Source organism: Chryseobacterium lactis, assembly GCF_003815875.1.
Taxonomy (GTDB): Bacteria; Bacteroidota; Bacteroidia; order Flavobacteriales; family Weeksellaceae; genus Chryseobacterium; species Chryseobacterium lactis.
Window position 1 is genome coordinate 5,330,386 of sequence record NZ_CP033924.1, and the last position, 17,009, is coordinate 5,347,394.

A 17,009-nucleotide genomic window follows, 5' to 3' on the forward strand; every position below is an offset into this window, starting at 1 on the left:
GACTAAACACACATGAGTTTAATTTCGAAAAACGATCTGATCAAAGCTTCCGGCTTAAGTAAAATTGGGTTCCTAAAGAATCCAGTAGCATCTGCTGTGATGAGCATTGCTAAGATAAATGAAGTAAATAAATTATACGATAAACTAAAAGATAAGGAAGGCAAAGACTTTTTCGACTCATTTGTAAGAGAAAGAAATCTTAGCTATGTCGCTTTTGAAGAAGATTTAGCAAAGATTCCTAAAACAGGACCTTTTGTTCTGGTTTCCAACCACCCGCTGGGTGCGATAGACGGAATCCTGATGTGTAAGGTTCTGACAGAAGTTCGTCCGGATTTCAAGGTAATGGGTAATTTCCTTTTGGAAAAGATCAAACCTATGGAGCCATTCGTAATTTCTGTAAATCCTTTTGAAAACAGAAAAGACGCTTACAGCAGCTCTTCGGGAATGCGTGAAACCCTCAAGCATTTACAAAACGGAGGTTGTGTAGGTATTTTTCCGGCAGGAGAAGTTTCTAATAAAAACAATCCTTACGGAGAAATTTTAGATAAAGAATGGGAAAAAACGGCACTTAAGCTGATTAGAATGGCTAAAGTGCCGGTAGTTCCTATGTATTTCCATGCCAAAAACAGCCGCTTATTCTATCAGATCGCTAAACTTCATCCAAGTTTACAAACCCTTATGCTGCCGGCAGAAATGATGAATGACAGGGAAAAACCTATCAGAATCAGAATCGGAAGACCCATTACGGTAAAGGCAATGGATGACATGGAAACCATTGAAGAATTGGGAGAATTTCTGAAACGTAAGGTTTATATGATGAAATCTTACTATGAAAAAAGAAAATCTCTGGCTCAAAGCATCAATCTTCAGAATCTGTCCGTAAAATTTCCTTTATTGAAGGAGGAAAATATTGTTCAGAATATCATTGACGAAACTCCGGTGGAAGACATTATTAAAGATGTCGATAAGCTAAGGGGAACCGATAAAATGCTATTCAGCAACGGAAATTACGAGATCTACTTTACCACTTATGAAGAAATCCCTTCGATTATGAGGGAAATCGGCCGTCAGAGAGAATTGACTTTCCGTGCGGTGGGCGAAGGAAGCAATCTTCCGTTTGACCTTGATGAATACGACAAACATTACCACCATCTTTTCTTATGGGATAACGGAGAAAAGAAACTGGCCGGAGCTTACAGAATGGCATTGGGTAGAGAAGTAATGAAGAAATACGGCATCAAAGGCTTCTATACAAGTTCATTATTTGAGTTTGAGCAGGACATCCATCCTTTCTTTAAAAAGGTGATTGAAATGGGTCGTGCTTATATCTGTCAGGAATATCAGCAGAAACCACTTCCACTTTTTCTTTTATGGAGAGGAATTGTACACGTATGCCTGAGAAACCCTGACCACAAATTCCTGATGGGAGGTGTGAGCATTTCCAACAAATTCTCGGAGTTTTCAAAATCCCTGATGATTGAATTTATGCGTTCCAATTATTTTGATTCCGCAGTAGCTCAATATATCACTCCAAGAAATGAATATAAAGTAAAACTTCGCGACAGGGATAAAAATATCTTCTTTGAAGAAATGGAGTCTGATCTTAACAAATTGGATAAGATCATTGACGACCTGGAACCCGAGTTGAGATTACCTGTTTTGATTAAAAAATACATCAAACAAAACGCAAAAGTAATTGCTTTTAACGTTGACCCTAATTTCAATGATGCCATCGATGGATTGATGTATATCAGAATTAGTGACCTTCCGGAAAACACGATTAAACCGGTGTTAGAAGAAATGAGTGAACAAATCAGAAAGGAACAGGAAAATAATCCGGCTGAGAATCAGTAAGTTTTTAGTTTTAATCAAAAAAAGTACGATGAATACTTGCTTTGTATACTAAAACTTACTACTTTTGCATCACTTTAAAACAACGAAGTAAGTCAAACAAAAATATAATGGTTTCTTAGCTCAGTTGGTAGAGCAATGGATTGAAAATCCATGTGTCCCTGGTTCGATTCCTGGAGAAACCACTTTAAAACCTCTGATTATTCAGAGGTTTTTTTGTTTTTTATATACAATTCTTTTTCTCACACTTAGCTCCTTCCCGAAAGATAACAAAACCAATATTAAAGTGTAATAAATTCCTACATAACATATTTGTTTTGGTGGCTATATACAATTTTACGCTATTATCATTGGCTATGCCAAATCTTCGATTTCCGACGAAGGAAGAATGTCAAATATGGCTAGATTCTTCATTTTACTTCGTAGCATTCAGAATGACAAAGTCATAATAACTAAGATATCAGGATTAGTTTAAAATTGCATACAATCACCTTTATTTTAAAATGAAATAAAAAAATTAATCAAAAATATGGGAATTAATTTTTTATTTGACAGGTAAAACTTAATTTAGTACTGTAAACCAAATTACAAGTACAATTATGAGAATAAAATTATTAGCCGGTCCTTTTCTTGGCATCGCTCTGCTTGTTTTTCAATCATGCGCAGAAGCCGCTACTGCAACAGAGGACACTGTTTCTGCACAAGAAAATGCATCAGCTTTAAAGAAGACATCATCCATCAGTGTTCCGGTTGCCGGAAACTCTTTTTTAACCGTAAAACCTTCAGGAGCCAGCGAGGTCATCACATCAACTAAATTAGGCAACTGGACTAACCCGAATACTGTTATCAGCACTTATTTCAGAGTGAGCAATACAGGAACATTAAATATCGGATTAAAAGCTTCTGTTCCTTCGGGTACAAGTGTTGTAAAAGTGACTGTTGGTAACATATCCAAAAATGTTACTTTAACAGGATCTGCAAATAAAGATTTTACCGCTGGAGATTTTACGATATCTACTCCTGGCTATGTAAAGGTTGATCTTCAGGGTATCTCTAAAACCGGTGGGTACTTTGCAGATGTTACGGATATTACTTTTAATGGAACAGCTTCTACCGGAACCAATATTTACAGTAATGATCCTTCTTACTATTATTGGGCACGCAGAGGGCCTTCATGTCATCTGAACTACACAATCCCAACCACCGACAATGTCAGCTATTATTACAACGAAGTAACAGTTCCTGCAGGAGAAGATAAGATTGGCTCTTATTTTATGGCCAACGGCTTCAGTGCAGGCTATTTTGGAATGCAGGTTAATTCTGCTACAGAAAGAAGAATTCTATTCTCTGTATGGAGTCCGTTTGATACGGATGATCCCAATAATATTCCTCCTGATCACAAAATCATTCTCAACAGATCAGGGACAGGAGTTACAGTGGGAGAGTTCGGCAATGAAGGTTCCGGTGGACAGAGTTATTTTAAATATAACTGGAGCGCAGGACAAACCTATAAATTTCTATTAAAAGGAGAACCGGACGGTACCGGAAAAACAGATTTTACAGCCTGGTTCTTATCCCCGGATACTACAACATGGAAGCTGATAGCCAGCTGGAAGAGACCTCAAACCAGCACTTATCTTAAAAGCTTCTACAGCTTCGTTGAAAATTTTAATCCAGAAAACGGATATCAGGGCAGAAAAGCAGAATTCAAAAATCAATGGGTAAGAACTTCAACCGGCAACTGGAGCGCCATTTCCGGAGCAAAGTTCAGCGTGGATAACACTTATAATGCACAACAAAGAATAGATGCAATGGGAGGAACAAGTGGCAATGCTTTCTTTTTGCAAAACGGAGGATTCTTTAATACAACCGTCGCTCCCGGTTCGCAGTTTTCTATTAGCGCACCTACGCAAGCTCCGAACATCAATTTTTCAACTCTCCCTTAAAATATAACCTAAAATTATCAGCCAGTTACTTTACAATAAGAACTGGCTTTTTTATTATATCTAGTTCAGATTTCCGTTTCATGATAATCATATACACTCACTCAATTGAACTGGCCAAATACTTAAAAGCTACCCTAACTCTGCAAAACCCTATAACAAAGGAAAACCACCCCGTCTAGCCTTTTTATAGAGCATCTTTCCAAACGTCTATAGTCTTTCATTTTCAATTTCAGCCTTTATTACTACAAATCAAAAAACACCCGTTTTTACAGGTGTTTTCTTTATTTTTTCTACTTGATCATATGAGATCATTTCTTTCAAAATTCTTCTGGATGGACACTTGCATGGACATTTGCATGGATAGAAAAAGAATCCTTCACCCTTTTTATCACAAGCATAAGTCCAAATTTTAGATTTAAATGAAGTTGTTTTGATTATTAAGATATATATAGGGACATTCATTCATCAATAAAAACGAATGATTATCAATCAGTTATATTCTTTTTCAGTTTCAACATCTGCATTTCTGCTTCAAGATCATTCAATCGGTCGTAAAACTCTGCCGGATCCGGTAAATTAAAGTTTAAATGCAGCTTCACCTCCCACACCTCTTTTATAGTGCTTGGATGAATATTTTGTGTCGGATAATTTCTTCGGTTATCAGATTTACAGATCAGGTTATCATATTTCTTAATTCTGTTCAGACATCTTTTAATTAAGCCATCTTCAACTTCATTAGAAATAATCGCATAGAGTTTATTATCTTTTATTCCATGGATCCAGTCATCCACAAACTGAGCAATCACATGCGTTCTGTCCGGCAACGTTGGAAACATAGAATTTCCTTCTATCTCAAACATCCTGAAGACCCCGTTATTAAGGTTCGGAAGCCTGAAGGTAGGAAGGGTTTTAATAAAGTTAGGATCATTATATCCCTGCAGGTACCCTGCTCTTAATTTATTAGCAACAAGAGCGATATTATCACGGTTGTGCGCATCCACAGTAATTACTTGTGGAACCTGTTGTGTAAAATCTGATGGCAAACCTATTGATTCTTTTTTATCGCCGGCGAGCATTTCCCCAACTCCAAGAACCAGCCATTCGGAATTTATTGCGAGTGCGGAGCAAATTTTTTCGATTACATTAAATTTAGGCTCCGTCCCATTGATATAGCTTCTTATATTGGATTCATTTACTCCTATCATATTGCCAAACACGGAGTTATTTCCATTCGCAAAATAATCAACAAGTTGTTTTATACGAAAATTTATTCCATTCATAATCAAATATTTAAATCTTGATTCGAGAATTTTTTCGAATTTTCATTTGGTTATTCGTAAAACTTTACGATATTTGTCTCGTACAAAAGACAAACACGATAATGGACAAAACTACTAAAAAAAGAACATATTACAATACAGACATTCTGAATATTCTAAAGGAACGTCACGGTTGTTCACTCGACTTCATTCGTAAATCTTTACGTGGAGACCGAGTTGGTGAAAAACCTGATATGCTTAGAAAAGAATATAGAATTTTTTTAAGCAAAACCGAACAAGCAATTTATAACGAAGCAGAATCACTTAATAGCAAATTCCCATGAAAAAATTATTACAAACCTTATTCTGTCACAAAGAGATCGATGTGATAGATGCCAAAACAGGAAGAAAAGAAATTGCCACTTACCAGATCATTCTGGGTATATTTTTTAAAATCAGATACAAACCCGGATAATTATCCGACACCAAACAACAAAATAGCGAAAAAAATTATGCCATTTCAATGGGGCAATATATTAACAGTAACAAAAGATGAGCTTGTTCCGATGTACTTTAACACGCTTGATTCTTTACAAAAAAAAATCCAGCGATACAGAGATTTGCCATTTGGAATAAAGCAGGTACGAAAAGGGGGAAATGGCCGACAGATGCTTATTGATTTTGATTCATTGCCCAAAGAAATTCAGGACAGCATAGGAGATCCACGAAAAATGCAGCATCCCATGATTCCTTTCTTCCAGTTTGACCCTTCAGCAGTACGATATTTTACGGATTTCAGATTTGAAGACGGAAGCCCGTTAAAAGAAAATTTTAAACAAGAATATATAACCAACGCCAGTGTTCTTTTAGCGGCAGAAAGATTAAAAACAGCCCGCCTGGAAGAATGGAAAAAATTGAAAAAAAATTCAGGCCGGGGGCTTCTTCCTTCACTCTGTACTGACCTTATAACATTCAATGAATATTTACCCAAGCTTTTTGGAGTACAGCATACGATACCATCTTCCTACAGAGCTTTTGACAGAATATGGAAACCATTTTTTAACACATTTGAAGAAGGATATCACTACGGAAGTCTCATATCAGGAAAGCTTAAAAATCAGAACAGAAAACTGATGACAGATGAAATGATCGCATTATTAAATGACATGTTCGCAGGTCAGGAATATAAGCCATCGAGAACACAGGTAGCCAATCAGTACAAGGCTTTTTTAAGCGGAGATCTTGAAATTATCTCCAACGAAACCGGAGAAGTCTACGACCATAGCAACAACGCAAAGTTCAAAGAAATTTCAGACAGTTCCATCATCGCCTGGTTAGGTAAATGGGAATTTAAAATAGGAACTTTTGCAAAACGCTCCGGAGATCGCCAAAAGCTGATGCAGTCATTTATTCCCTGGCACAAGCTTACTAAAATTAAAGAAGCTGGAACTCTTATCTCAATCGATGACAGACAGCCTCCTTTTATGTATGATAAAAACAGGAACCGGGTTTGGTTTTATATGGGAATCGACTTGGGATCTGAAACATGGACCTGCTGGGTTCACGGAAAGACCAAGGAAGGAATTATCATCGAGTTTTATCGTCAAATGATTAGGAATTATATAGAATGGGGATTTAATCTTCCTCTTGGATTAGAATGTGAAAGTTCTTTAAACAGCAGTTTTAAAGACACTTTTTTAAGGAATGGAGCGATGTTCGACAATGTTAATATTTATGCAAACCGAGCAAGATCCAAAGCCATAGAAAGAAAATTTGAAGAACTCAGGTACAGACATGAAAAAAGCAGATTGGGTTGGATGGCCAGACCACACGCCAGGAAAGAAGAAAACCAAAAAAGCGGCGATGAAGAGGTTTTTATTCCTTACGAGGATATTATAGATCATTCTTTACATGACATTGAAATATGGAATAATGCTCCTCACTCTGTTCATACAGAAAAAACACGATGGGAAGTATTTTGCGAGATGCAAAACAAAAACACCCAGCCAACGAACTGGAGGGCACTACTCCCCTATCTCGGCAAGGAAACTATTTCAAGTTGTAATGCAGGAATTATCAATTTCAGAAATACCACTTATGTGTTGGGAATGGATGGGGAAATAACCCTGGGCGAAGATTTAATAAGGCTTATGAAGTATGTGGAAGGAAAAGAGTTCAGCATTTTCTGGCTTGACGGAAATGACGGCAGCACTCTGAAGGCGATGATTTATTATGATGATATGATGCTTTGCGAAGTTGTACCTCATCCGGAATATTCAAAATCAAAACATGAAAGAACTGAGCAGGGAGACCTCAACAGAAAGCTGATGTCAGCCTATGAAAATACAGTCAATTCCTTTATGGCTCAGCAAAAAAGAGAAATAGAGCAAATCACGATCATCGATCATCGGAGCAAAACTTTGAACAATAAATTTCAGATTCCGGGCAGAAAAAAATATACGCAAACAGAATCTATTCCTCAGGAACTTCTTTTAGAAGAAAACACTGGATATCACTATGAAAAAACAGAAGGAACCGCAAGAAGCTGGAAATCAAATTTCAGATAACACAAAATAAAAATATGGAGATCAATAAAGAATTAAGACAACAAATCCGCAATACCATGCTGCAAAACCGAAAAAACTTCGGGGGTACAGATGCAGCATTTGCAAAATCTTTAAGTATAAGCAGCTCAATTTATAGCCGCATAAAAAAAGGAGAAACAGAGAAAGTTTTATCAACCGGCGAATGGTTGAATATAGGACGAAAATTTCAGGTCAATATCAACAAAAACGACTGGAAATTCGCAAAAACCGAAGTATACGAACAAATGCATGAGAGCTTTCTGTTCTGCCAAAAGACAAAAAGCTCAATGATCCTTGTCGATGACTGTGGAATAGGAAAAACAGAATGCGCCAAGGCGATTATTTCTCAGATGAAAAATGCCTTCTACGTCGATGCTTCGCAAACTCATACGAAAGTAAGATTCATCAAGCAGATAGCTCTGGTATTGGGATGTGAGACCAAAGGAAAATACCATGAAGTGCTTGAAAATGTAAAATACGCTTTAAACATTCTTGAAAACCCTTTCATCTGCATTGATGAAGCTGGAGATCTGGAATACAGCGCATACCTGGAATTGAAAGGAATTATGAACGATACCGTCGACAATTGCGCCTGGTTTATGATTGGAGCCGATGGCTTAAGAGCAAAAATTACCAAGGGAATTAATAATCACAAAGTAGGATTTGCAGAAATCTTCAGCCGTTTTTCAGATGACTTTGTCACCCTTGTACCAAGAGGTCCGGAAGATCGCAAGAAATTTTACACAAAACTGATCGGAGATGTCGCTTATGTAAATCTTGATGACAAATCTTCCATCAATGAGGTCATCAGAAGCTGTATGGTAAAAATAGATTCTCCATATAAGACCAGAAAAGGCCAGGAAGATGGAAAAATCAAATCATTAAGATATTTAAAAACTCTAGTAAGCATCAATAAATCATGAAATCAATATCAGTAAAGCAGGCATTATCTATTGTTTTTAAGCAGTTTGAATTCAGTGATCTCTGGTTAAAAACCTTCGGAAAACCGGAAACAACAGGATTTTGGTATCTGGGAGGTGCCGAAAAACATGGGAAAACCACTTTCGCCATGATGCTGGCAAAATACCTTGCCGGCTTTGGAAAAGTTCTATATATCTCTGCAGAAGAAGGATTTTCGAAAGATATTATTTCAGCAATGGTCTTTGCAGGACTTTCAGATACGGATAAGAATTTCAAGCTGCTGGATTATATGCCCTGGGAAGAGCTGCTTCAAAAATTTGAATCCAGAAAATGTCCTAAAATTATATTTATCGACAACACGACCGTTTACCGTGATGAAATCACCCGAAAAATGGTATTGGAACTTAAAGAAAAGCACAAAAACAAACTGATCATTTTCGTAAGCCATGAAGAAAAAAGTCTTCCGGATAGTGCCCTGGGAACAGTGTGGAGAAAATTATCAAAAATCATCATCCAGGCGGAAGGCCTGAGAGCAATCATCTCGGGAAGATGTCCCGGCGGAACATTAAATATTAACGAAGAAAAAGCAAACCTCTATTGGGGAACAACAACAGAAAATCAACAATAATAATGAATACACGAGAAAACATATTAACCATCGCGTTACAATACGACAGCTACGGAGAGAAATATCTGACAGATTTTGACAGAATGTTTATCCACAAAGAATTAAGCTCCATCTGGAATGAAACAAGCTATGTAATTCCTGAAGAAGTGGAAAGCAAAATCCAGGTAAAGATGAGAATCATTAACCAGCTTCAATGGGAGTCACCCTATTAAAATTGAGAAGCGGGAAGCCCTTATAAAAAAACAATTCAACATAACACCAAAAACAAAATACTATGATTACAGAAACATTAAAAATTATATCGCTTGAAGAACTTGAAGCAGAATTAAACAACAGAAAACAACAGGAAGCTCAGAAACGTGAGGAAAAACGCAACCAATATGAAAGTTTAAAGAAGTCAGTGATCAACGATCTGGCACCTGTTGCCGATAAACTATCATCGGATATTCAAACTTTTAAGACAAAAGCTTTTTCAGAAATCGGTTCCCTGTTCGACCTTTTAAAAGATTACAGCAAAAGGCATCAGGATGGAAAAGGAAATTTTAAGGTAGAAGATGAGAATTTTAAAATTCAATTTAAAAGACAGGGAAAAGGCACTTTCGACGAACGTTCTCATCAGGCAGAAAGGCATATCATCGACTTTTTAACTTCAAAATACGAAGGTGATCTTGATACCAAAGATTTAATCATGTCTCTTCTGGAGCGTAAAAACGGAGCACTTGACATTCTGCTGGTTCAAAAGTTATACAGCATGGAAGATCGCTTTGACGACGAGAACTGGAAAGACGGAATCCGTTTATTAAAGGAAAGCTACAAATTTTCCTTGAGCAAAGATTATATCTCCTTTTTCAAAAAAGATGAAAATAATGAATGGATCGGAATCAACTTAAATTTCTCCTATTAGAATGCAAAGAATTAATCTAACAAAATGAAGATTCTTTTACCACTCGACAACAGTAAATTAATAGTTCTCAACAACAGTATGCAGATTCTGGATATGCTTAATCTGCACACCCAGCCAAGGTCTCTGAAAAGCAGCATCTCAATTTGCCTGGAACTCCGGACCCAACTCCTGCAAAAAGCAATAAAAGTAAGGCAGAAAGACAAAACTTTCATCTTAAAACTACCCTACTACAAAGCTGATGCACTCTGGCAATTCCTGAAGGAGTTTGAAATTTACTTTCCGGATGATTTTGGAAGCTATGAGACTAACGCCATTCTTATAATGAAAAACGAACTCCACAAACAACTGCTTTAAACAGCGATTAAATAGAATTTAAATGATTAAAATAAATTGTCATTGGTACAGCAATGAAGAAATAAAAGAAGCTTTGGAGAAAAAGGGATACACGATTGTCACTCTTGAAGTAAGCACAGATCCCAGAGATTATCCACTATATGAAACCTATGCACTTAAAACCGAAGAAGAGCCCGGCACTCTGAATCTTCTAAAAAGTGTAGCCCTAAGAGAGTTTCAAAAGAAACCACTTCTCATATGAGTAAAACGACTGTCGTAAAGGCAGTCGTTTTTTTGTTATGATATATAAGTTTCGGCTAAAGCCAAAAGGCATGTTTCATATTGATTAAATGGGCTAAAGCCCATTTCTATTGATACAAAAATCATTATTTCCAATAACGTATTTTTCAACATCTCTAAAATCTCAACTTTTAAATGTGTTTTATTCAATTGATTAAATGGGCTAAAGCCTATTTCTATTGATACAAAAATCATTATTTCCAATAACGTATTTTTTTTATATCTCTAAAATCTCAACTTTTAGATGCGCTTTATTCAATTGATTAAATGAGCTAAAGCCCATTTCTATTGATATAAAAATCATCACCCCCAACAACGCATTTTTTCACGAATCAAAATCGCCTTGACTCGTAAAAGAATGCGTTTTATTTTTGCATTAATGTCTTACAACAATAAAAATTACATCAAGCGTGCCCGGTACATTATAAGTATTTATAATGCACACAAGCATGCTGATGTTCCTGATACAAAAATAGTAAGACATACTTTCCCCAAATACAATATTCATCTTTCGTACAGACAATGGATGAACATCAAAGGAATGGTAATTCCCAAGGAAGAAACCCAGCTTACTTTATTCTAATCCTGACCTATTGAATTAAAACTATAGCGAAAAATCTGAGCTCGGTTTTCTTCAGGGCTCGCAGACAAATCTTCATATTGAGTCGTAAAAACAACCTCTCTTACCTTAAATCCTTTATGATTTTTACTCGTACTTTTTGTCAAGGTTCTTGAGAAAGGTGAGAAATAATCTTTATTCCAGCCCTGAAGTGCTTTATATAACTTCTGCTCGATTCTTAAAAAATCCAGTCCCTGTTTTCTTTCTTCAATGGGAGCCTGATGCCATGTCTGATGCGTATCGTTAGCCACTAGCTGAAATGATACCGGCACATTGGCCAGTTGTCCGTTTGCTGACATTTCAGAATAAGAAGCTTCCGGGAAATCGACATCATATACCGCCTCCGGAAAGTCGATAAATAATGCCGGATAAATTACCGGAGTCTGATTTCCGGAAACTCCTTCCAATTGTCCCAACTGCTGATCGATGTATTGTATTTCAGGAACCTCCTGTGCAATTCTTTCCTGAAGGTCTAATAATAGTTGTACATAAAAATATTCTTCCATAAGTATTAAATATAGTTTCTCAAATTACTTTCTGTTTTTTAATAGCTTAATGCAACAGGGACTTCATTTTATTCCCCGCCTACACTATTTCACATTACAAAATTGAGCTTTAAACAGGTCATTTTAAAAAAGGTGTGCAATCCTTGCGCTCTTATTTTCAAAACGTTGCGCTATGTTAGAAATTTGTACTCACAAAACAAGCACAACACTTAATTATTACTATGGATTCATTATCTGCAACCGCATTAAAAGTCGCAATTACTCAAATAGGACAAGAGGAAAAACCTCAGGGTTCAAATTGGGGAATCCCGGTTAAAAACTACCTGGCATCAGTAGGAATCAATTTCCCTGCAAGCTGGTGTATGGCTTTTGTGTACTGGTGTTTTAATGAAGCTTCAAAGCAGAATAAAACAACCAACACAGCGATCAAAACGGGTGGAGTTTTATATGCATGGAATAATGCTCCGAAAGAAAAAAAATCTTTAAAACCCTCTGTTGGTTCCGTATTCATTATGGATTTCGGAAAGGGTCTCGGCCACACAGGCTTTGTTGAAAAATTTGACAGCCAATATATCTACACTGTAGAAGGAAACACCAATGACAACGGAAGCCGTGAGGGAATAAAGGTATGCAGGAGGAAAAGAGCTTTATCATCAATTAAGGGTTATATACAATATTAAAATGAAACAATTTATTTTCTTCATATCGCTATTTTTTGTTTCGCTGGTTCAGGTTTCTTGTTTTCACAGGAAGCCTTCCGAACCGGTGATCATCGAAAACACGAAAGAAGTTCTCACAATTGTTAAAGACACGATTTTCAGAACTGAAGCAGACAGCACCTACTACAATGCTTTTATAGATTGTATCAACGGAAAACCTGTCTTAAAAGCTTCTGAAATGAATGAAAAACTCAGTCAAAAGGCTGATCTGTCTAAAAGCGGTTTGATGGCTCCGAAAGTTTCGTTTGTCGACGGAAAGTTATCGGTAGAATGCCATCAGCAAGCTCAGGAGTTATTAAAAACATGGCGGGAAACGTACATCAAAGAACACGAGAAAACACCAATTTACATTGAAAAACCTATATACAAAGCACAGCCTTTGTCGTGGTTTCAGGAAACACAACTATGGCTCGGAAGAATCTTTCTCGCACTACTCGCCCTGTTCGCTCTTGTATTAATCATCAGATGGAAAAGAATTATTTAAATCCTATTAAACTATAAAACAGAACAGAAAAAAGATTTCTGATTCAAAAATATGTACAACAACTTTTTAAAAAATAATTAAAAAATGTCACAAGGAAATGGAACACCAAAAGTAAAAGCGAATGTGGCTTCAGGCAACTTACTTCGTCAGATTCAGGTAATCGACGGCGTTGCAGGAATCGTGGGAACAGCTTACAAACCTACCAACATTGGTAAAGTAGAGAGAGTTTACTCGCCAGAAGACGCTAAAGCAAAAGGGTACACTGAACAAGACGAGCCGTTTTTGTTTCAGGCAATTAACGAATTTTATCAGGAGCTTGGAGGCAGCCAGGAGTTATGGATTTTGGGAACAGAAGACAAAACAACAATGAAAGCTGCCGTTACCAGTACCAATGCAGATGGCGTAAAAAAACTTCTTACGAATTCCGGCGGTAGGGTAAACTTAGTAGCGGTTTGCAGAAAACCGGATGCGACTTACGTTTCTCCTGCAGGATTTTTAGACAAAGATGTTCAGGATGCAGTTATCGCTTCAAAAACATTAGGTGAGTATCAGCAGTCTATCAACAAGCCGGTAAGAATCTTTATCGAAGGTAGAGTAAATGATGCCTCTGTAGCTCCTTCATTTGAACCAAAGTCTGCTGAAAATACATTTGCAGGAGTAGTTCTTGGAGGATCAAGAAATGACGGTTCAGCATCTGTTGCATTGGTTTTAGCAAGAGCATGTAAATATCCGGCTCATGTAAAAATCGGAGACGGGCAGAACGGAGCATTAAGCATCACGGAAGCTTACATCGGAAAAGACAAAGTAGATGAAATGCCAATTGAAAAACTGGACAATTTCACAGATGCAGGTTTCATCACTTTCCATACCAGAGAAGGAGCAGCAGGTTATTACTTCAGCGTAGATAAAATGGCTGGTATCGATGACTTCAGAACATTAGTTCACGGAAGATTGATCGACAAAGCACAAAGAATTTCTACCGCTACAGATACCCCGTTCCTGGAATCTTCTGTAAGAATGGATGCTGATGGAAGACTTAATGAGTCAGATGCGATCTATCTTGAAGAAGTTACAAAAGCACAACTTTTAGCCAATATGGCAGGACAAATCAGTGGAGCGCAGGTAAGCATCTCTACCGATCAGGATTTAATCAACACAAACACCCTGGAAAAAAGAATTCAAATCCAGCCGTTAGGCTATATGACGTGGATTGTATTAAACATGGGATTAACAAAAACAATTTAATTTAAAACATGGCTAATATTAATATTACATCATCAGAATGTGCATGGTCTCATTTTGAAGTGAAGTTATTATCAAAAGTAATCAAAGGATTGAGAGGTTTCTCTACCAAGAAAACTGTAGAATCTGAACATATCTACGGATCAGGAGCTGAGCCCATTGATATTATGAAAGGAAATACAAAGTATGAAGGTAATGTAAAACTTTTAGGCTTTGAAGCTGATGCATTGAACAGAGCCGCACAGATTGCAGGTTATGATGACATCACTGAAGTTCCTCATGAGCTTATCGTCATCACAATTTCTTACAAGAAAAAAGCAACTGATAAAGTAACCACAATCGTTACCTCAGGAGTTCAGTTCACAGAAGATGGTTTCGAAATGGAACAGGGAGCTAAAAACAGAGAAGTTACCCTTCCGTACATCGCTATGAGCAGAAGAATGATCTAATCACAAAACAACAAATAAACAAAAAATAAAATGGCAAACGACAAATTACAAGAGATCTTCAACAGTAGAAAGTCTAAAGAAGAAAAGAAAACCAAAGAATCCAAAAAAGATGTAGTAAAAGATCTTACCCCATTTGAGGCCAGATATACTGCAAAAAAACTGGATGAGTGGAAAAAAGAGTACGGCAACAGAGACCTTATTTATTTAAAGGTAGATGACTTCCTTGCCGTGCTCCGTCCACCCAAAGCAGACGATTTGGGAGATTATCTTACAGCCATCGGCTCCAACGGAATGAGTAAAGCCGTAGCCATGATTGTAGAGCAACTTTGGATTGAAGGAGATTATCAGCTGATCGAAGATGAAGACTGCTTTATCGCAGTATTCCTGCAGATGAATAACATCTTAGAAAGCAAGAAGGCAGACTTTTTTCGCGCATAGTGAAAACGGCCGGAGATCCTTCTCTGATCAAAAGACCGAAGGTATAGAGTTTCTGATTGTTTTTGGAAGTATGCAGTTTGGAGCCGATGCTTTAAAGAATTGGGGTGATGAAAAGTTTTTCTATCGCACCGGAATTGCCTTAGAAATTTGGAAAAAACAAGGCGAAAGAAAATTTTAAATTATGAACAACAATAGTAGTATAACGGACTTCGTAAGAGACGCACAACAATGGACACAGAGTTTTTCTCAAGCATTCGATACTGTTTCACAGGATACGTACAAAAAAATGCAGGATCTTTCAGCAACAGTAAAACAAGGCTATGACCTTCTGAAACAAGATTTTGCAGCGTTTAAAAACAGTAAACTAGGTACAATACTTTCAGGTATAGGATCTACACTTGTAGGAGCAGCAGGAGCAGCGGGAACTTTTCTTCTTGATCTCACGAAAAAAGCACTGTCTTCTGCCATTACAGGAGCTATTCAAAAAGAAAAAGACATCGTTAATCTTTCAGGATTTTTAGGCAAGAAGGGAGCCACTGAAGCTTACAAAAATATTGATGCTGATTCGAATGCGACCAGCTATGACAAATCAACTTTGCTGGATGCAAATAAAGGCCTTATTTCTGTAGACGGTGATGCCAAAAAAGCCAGAGAAGAAATTATGAACCTGGCGAATGCAGTGAGTTTTGCCGGTGGAGGAAACGATGAGCTTTCGAAACTTTCTGAACAACTTAAAGAAATAAAAAGTGAAGGTGTGGCATCTGGTGACCAGCTTAAGCAGTTCGGTGATTCAGGTATTGATATTTACGCTGCATTATCATCATCCACAGGGAAAAGCATTGAGCAACTGAAAAGCATGAATATCACGTATGATATGCTGGCAAAATCCCTTGCAGATTCCAGAGGGAAAGGAGGAATATTTGAAGGCGGTCTGGAAGCCCAGAGTAATACTGTTGAGGCTAAATGGGATAGAATTAAAAAGACTTTTGATAGTACACTCACAGAATTAGGAACAGCATTTCTACCAATTATATCAAGTGCATTGGACGTTGGCGTTCAATTAATGAAAGGCTTTGAACCTCTTATGACACTCGTTAAGCCTTACCTGGACGAGATTGTAGGAAGCTTAGGATCTGCTTTGGATTTCATTTTAAATCTGGGAGGAGAAACTAATGTTTGGGGAGGATTTGTGACCACTATTCAGGAATATTTCTCTATTGTCTGGAGTACTTTGGGAAGTGTTTTCAGTGCTGTATGGAGTATTGTTAGTGGGATCATCGATTGGGCTTCAAAAAGTATGTTAATCAGTGATATCTTCACTGGTGTTTATAAAATACTGGGTGCAGTTTTAACGGTAGTCGGCTGGCTGGCAGACGGAGTAAAAGGAGTTTGGGATAATGTATTAAGACCTATTCTTGACAAAATAGAAACCGCTTACCGATGGATCAGAAAGATCGTCGCCGGAGAAGAAGTTGCTATTGAACCCAAAGTTAAAATTACTCCTCCTAAAGATTTAGCCAAAGATTTCAAAGCACAGGAATTGGGATTCAATTTCAAACCTACGGGTACAGATCTGACGTCAAGAACTAAGCCTACTGCCATCAATCAGGGAGATACTCTCAGAAGAAGCAATGTTGCAAAATCCAAAGATACGGGAGATACCGTTTCCGGTGGTGGCCAGAAAACCATCAACATCACGCTAGGCAAATTCTTCGATACCATCCAGTTTAATACACTGAACTCAGGAGAAACATCAGACCAGTTAGAAAGTATAGTAATGGAATGCCTTGGACGTGTTCTATATAACGGCGCAAAAGTAATGTAA

Annotated in this window: 20 protein-coding genes and 1 tRNA gene; 18 read left to right on the forward strand and 3 right to left on the reverse strand. The window is 37.3% G+C overall.

What is annotated here, in order from left to right; translation table 11 throughout:
* The first annotated feature begins 12 nt into the window (after window positions 1-12).
* The 3 genes from EG342_RS23750 (at window position 13) to EG342_RS23760 (ending at window position 3,797) form a co-directional block, all read left to right on the forward strand.
* Window positions 13-1,854 carry a lysophospholipid acyltransferase family protein gene (locus EG342_RS23750; protein WP_103293133.1) on the forward strand — a complete coding sequence of 614 codons (1,842 nt, stop codon included), beginning with the start codon at window positions 13-15 and terminating at the stop codon, window positions 1,852-1,854.
* 109 nt (window positions 1,855-1,963) lie between these two features.
* A tRNA-Phe gene (locus tag EG342_RS23755) sits at window positions 1,964-2,036 on the forward strand.
* A gap of 414 nt (window positions 2,037-2,450) precedes the next feature.
* On the forward strand, window positions 2,451-3,797 hold the full coding sequence (locus EG342_RS23760; RefSeq protein ID WP_103293134.1) for a DUF3472 domain-containing protein: 1,347 nt from the start codon (window positions 2,451-2,453) through the stop codon (window positions 3,795-3,797).
* A 485-nt stretch (window positions 3,798-4,282) separates the two neighbouring features.
* On the opposite strand, the gene EG342_RS23765 is transcribed toward EG342_RS23760, so the two are convergent.
* Window positions 4,283-5,077: a S24 family peptidase gene (locus tag EG342_RS23765; protein WP_103293136.1), complete on the reverse strand. Its 795-nt coding sequence runs from the start codon at window positions 5,075-5,077 to the stop codon at window positions 4,283-4,285.
* Window positions 5,078-5,396: 319 nt separating this feature from the next.
* Here EG342_RS23765 and EG342_RS25655 point away from each other — a divergent pair, with 319 nt between their 5' ends.
* The 8 genes from EG342_RS25655 (at window position 5,397) to EG342_RS23800 (ending at window position 10,689) form a co-directional block, all read left to right on the forward strand.
* A complete protein-coding gene (locus EG342_RS25655) occupies window positions 5,397-5,531 on the forward strand; it encodes a hypothetical protein (protein WP_260232375.1) in 135 nt (44 codons plus the stop codon).
* A 37-nt stretch (window positions 5,532-5,568) separates the two neighbouring features.
* Window positions 5,569-7,623 carry a hypothetical protein gene (locus EG342_RS23770; RefSeq protein ID WP_123868167.1) on the forward strand — a complete coding sequence of 685 codons (2,055 nt, stop codon included), beginning with the start codon at window positions 5,569-5,571 and terminating at the stop codon, window positions 7,621-7,623.
* 14 nt (window positions 7,624-7,637) lie between these two features.
* Complete coding sequence (locus tag EG342_RS23775; RefSeq protein ID WP_103293139.1) at window positions 7,638-8,564, forward strand: AAA family ATPase; 927 nt, start codon at window positions 7,638-7,640, stop codon at window positions 8,562-8,564.
* The gene (locus tag EG342_RS23780) at window positions 8,561-9,190 is read left to right on the forward strand and encodes an ATP-binding protein (RefSeq protein WP_103293140.1); all 630 of its coding nucleotides are present in this window, start codon (window positions 8,561-8,563) and stop codon (window positions 9,188-9,190) included. Before EG342_RS23775 ends, EG342_RS23780 begins: the two co-directional genes overlap by 4 nt.
* A 2-nt stretch (window positions 9,191-9,192) precedes the next feature.
* Window positions 9,193-9,402, forward strand: coding sequence for a hypothetical protein (locus EG342_RS23785; protein WP_103293141.1), 210 nt, complete (start codon window positions 9,193-9,195; stop codon window positions 9,400-9,402).
* 62 nt (window positions 9,403-9,464) lie between these two features.
* On the forward strand, window positions 9,465-10,094 hold the full coding sequence (locus EG342_RS23790) for a DUF3164 family protein (RefSeq protein WP_103293142.1): 630 nt from the start codon (window positions 9,465-9,467) through the stop codon (window positions 10,092-10,094).
* Between the two features lie 24 nt (window positions 10,095-10,118).
* The gene (locus tag EG342_RS23795; protein WP_103293143.1) at window positions 10,119-10,448 is read left to right on the forward strand and encodes a hypothetical protein; all 330 of its coding nucleotides are present in this window, start codon (window positions 10,119-10,121) and stop codon (window positions 10,446-10,448) included.
* A 22-nt stretch (window positions 10,449-10,470) separates the two neighbouring features.
* Window positions 10,471-10,689, forward strand: coding sequence for a hypothetical protein (locus tag EG342_RS23800; protein ID WP_103293144.1), 219 nt, complete (start codon window positions 10,471-10,473; stop codon window positions 10,687-10,689).
* 35 nt (window positions 10,690-10,724) lie between these two features.
* On the opposite strand, the gene EG342_RS23805 is transcribed toward EG342_RS23800, so the two are convergent.
* Window positions 10,725-10,931 carry a hypothetical protein gene (locus EG342_RS23805; RefSeq protein WP_123868168.1) on the reverse strand — a complete coding sequence of 69 codons (207 nt, stop codon included), beginning with the start codon at window positions 10,929-10,931 and terminating at the stop codon, window positions 10,725-10,727.
* Between the two features lie 154 nt (window positions 10,932-11,085).
* On the opposite strand from EG342_RS23805, the gene EG342_RS23810 reads away from it, so the two are divergent.
* Entirely contained in the window at window positions 11,086-11,310 is a 225-nt protein-coding gene (locus EG342_RS23810) for a hypothetical protein (RefSeq protein ID WP_123868169.1), read from the forward strand.
* Here EG342_RS23810 and EG342_RS23815 read toward each other — a convergent pair.
* Entirely contained in the window at window positions 11,307-11,852 is a 546-nt protein-coding gene (locus tag EG342_RS23815) for a hypothetical protein (RefSeq protein ID WP_103293147.1), read from the reverse strand. The two genes, EG342_RS23810 and EG342_RS23815, sit on opposite strands and share 4 nt — an antisense overlap.
* A gap of 221 nt (window positions 11,853-12,073) precedes the next feature.
* On the opposite strand from EG342_RS23815, the gene EG342_RS23820 reads away from it, so the two are divergent.
* From EG342_RS23820 to EG342_RS23850, 6 genes are all read left to right on the forward strand, one after another.
* Window positions 12,074-12,532 carry a CHAP domain-containing protein gene (locus EG342_RS23820; protein ID WP_103293148.1) on the forward strand — a complete coding sequence of 153 codons (459 nt, stop codon included), beginning with the start codon at window positions 12,074-12,076 and terminating at the stop codon, window positions 12,530-12,532.
* Between the two features lies 1 nt (window position 12,533).
* Window positions 12,534-13,055: a hypothetical protein gene (locus tag EG342_RS23825; protein WP_103293149.1), complete on the forward strand. Its 522-nt coding sequence runs from the start codon at window positions 12,534-12,536 to the stop codon at window positions 13,053-13,055.
* Window positions 13,056-13,139: 84 nt separating this feature from the next.
* Window positions 13,140-14,300 (forward strand): DUF2586 family protein, encoded by a 1,161-nt coding sequence (locus EG342_RS23830; RefSeq protein WP_103293150.1) that lies wholly within the window; start codon window positions 13,140-13,142, stop codon window positions 14,298-14,300.
* 8 nt (window positions 14,301-14,308) lie between these two features.
* Window positions 14,309-14,746, forward strand: a complete 438-nt coding sequence (locus tag EG342_RS23835) for a hypothetical protein (RefSeq protein WP_103293151.1) — start codon at window positions 14,309-14,311, stop codon at window positions 14,744-14,746.
* 30 nt (window positions 14,747-14,776) lie between these two features.
* Window positions 14,777-15,184: a hypothetical protein gene (locus tag EG342_RS23840; protein ID WP_103293152.1), complete on the forward strand. Its 408-nt coding sequence runs from the start codon at window positions 14,777-14,779 to the stop codon at window positions 15,182-15,184.
* A gap of 181 nt (window positions 15,185-15,365) precedes the next feature.
* Window positions 15,366-17,009: a tape measure protein gene (locus EG342_RS23850; RefSeq protein WP_103293153.1), complete on the forward strand. Its 1,644-nt coding sequence runs from the start codon at window positions 15,366-15,368 to the stop codon at window positions 17,007-17,009.

Coding starts and splice junctions, on each gene's coding strand:
- EG342_RS23750 (WP_103293133.1), top strand. CDS start 13: ATGAGTTTAATTTCGAAAAACGATCTGATCAAAGCTTCCGGCTTAAGT.
- EG342_RS23760 (WP_103293134.1), top strand. CDS start 2,451: ATGAGAATAAAATTATTAGCCGGTCCTTTTCTTGGCATCGCTCTGCTT.
- EG342_RS23765 (WP_103293136.1), bottom strand. CDS start 5,077: ATGAATGGAATAAATTTTCGTATAAAACAACTTGTTGATTATTTTGCG.
- EG342_RS25655 (WP_260232375.1), top strand. CDS start 5,397: ATGAAAAAATTATTACAAACCTTATTCTGTCACAAAGAGATCGATGTG.
- EG342_RS23770 (WP_123868167.1), top strand. CDS start 5,569: ATGCCATTTCAATGGGGCAATATATTAACAGTAACAAAAGATGAGCTT.
- EG342_RS23775 (WP_103293139.1), top strand. CDS start 7,638: ATGGAGATCAATAAAGAATTAAGACAACAAATCCGCAATACCATGCTG.
- EG342_RS23780 (WP_103293140.1), top strand. CDS start 8,561: ATGAAATCAATATCAGTAAAGCAGGCATTATCTATTGTTTTTAAGCAG.
- EG342_RS23785 (WP_103293141.1), top strand. CDS start 9,193: ATGAATACACGAGAAAACATATTAACCATCGCGTTACAATACGACAGC.
- EG342_RS23790 (WP_103293142.1), top strand. CDS start 9,465: ATGATTACAGAAACATTAAAAATTATATCGCTTGAAGAACTTGAAGCA.
- EG342_RS23795 (WP_103293143.1), top strand. CDS start 10,119: ATGAAGATTCTTTTACCACTCGACAACAGTAAATTAATAGTTCTCAAC.
- EG342_RS23800 (WP_103293144.1), top strand. CDS start 10,471: ATGATTAAAATAAATTGTCATTGGTACAGCAATGAAGAAATAAAAGAA.
- EG342_RS23810 (WP_123868169.1), top strand. CDS start 11,086: ATGCGTTTTATTTTTGCATTAATGTCTTACAACAATAAAAATTACATC.
- EG342_RS23815 (WP_103293147.1), bottom strand. CDS start 11,852: ATGGAAGAATATTTTTATGTACAACTATTATTAGACCTTCAGGAAAGA.
- EG342_RS23820 (WP_103293148.1), top strand. CDS start 12,074: ATGGATTCATTATCTGCAACCGCATTAAAAGTCGCAATTACTCAAATA.
- EG342_RS23825 (WP_103293149.1), top strand. CDS start 12,534: ATGAAACAATTTATTTTCTTCATATCGCTATTTTTTGTTTCGCTGGTT.
- EG342_RS23830 (WP_103293150.1), top strand. CDS start 13,140: ATGTCACAAGGAAATGGAACACCAAAAGTAAAAGCGAATGTGGCTTCA.
- EG342_RS23835 (WP_103293151.1), top strand. CDS start 14,309: ATGGCTAATATTAATATTACATCATCAGAATGTGCATGGTCTCATTTT.
- EG342_RS23840 (WP_103293152.1), top strand. CDS start 14,777: ATGGCAAACGACAAATTACAAGAGATCTTCAACAGTAGAAAGTCTAAA.
- EG342_RS23850 (WP_103293153.1), top strand. CDS start 15,366: ATGAACAACAATAGTAGTATAACGGACTTCGTAAGAGACGCACAACAA.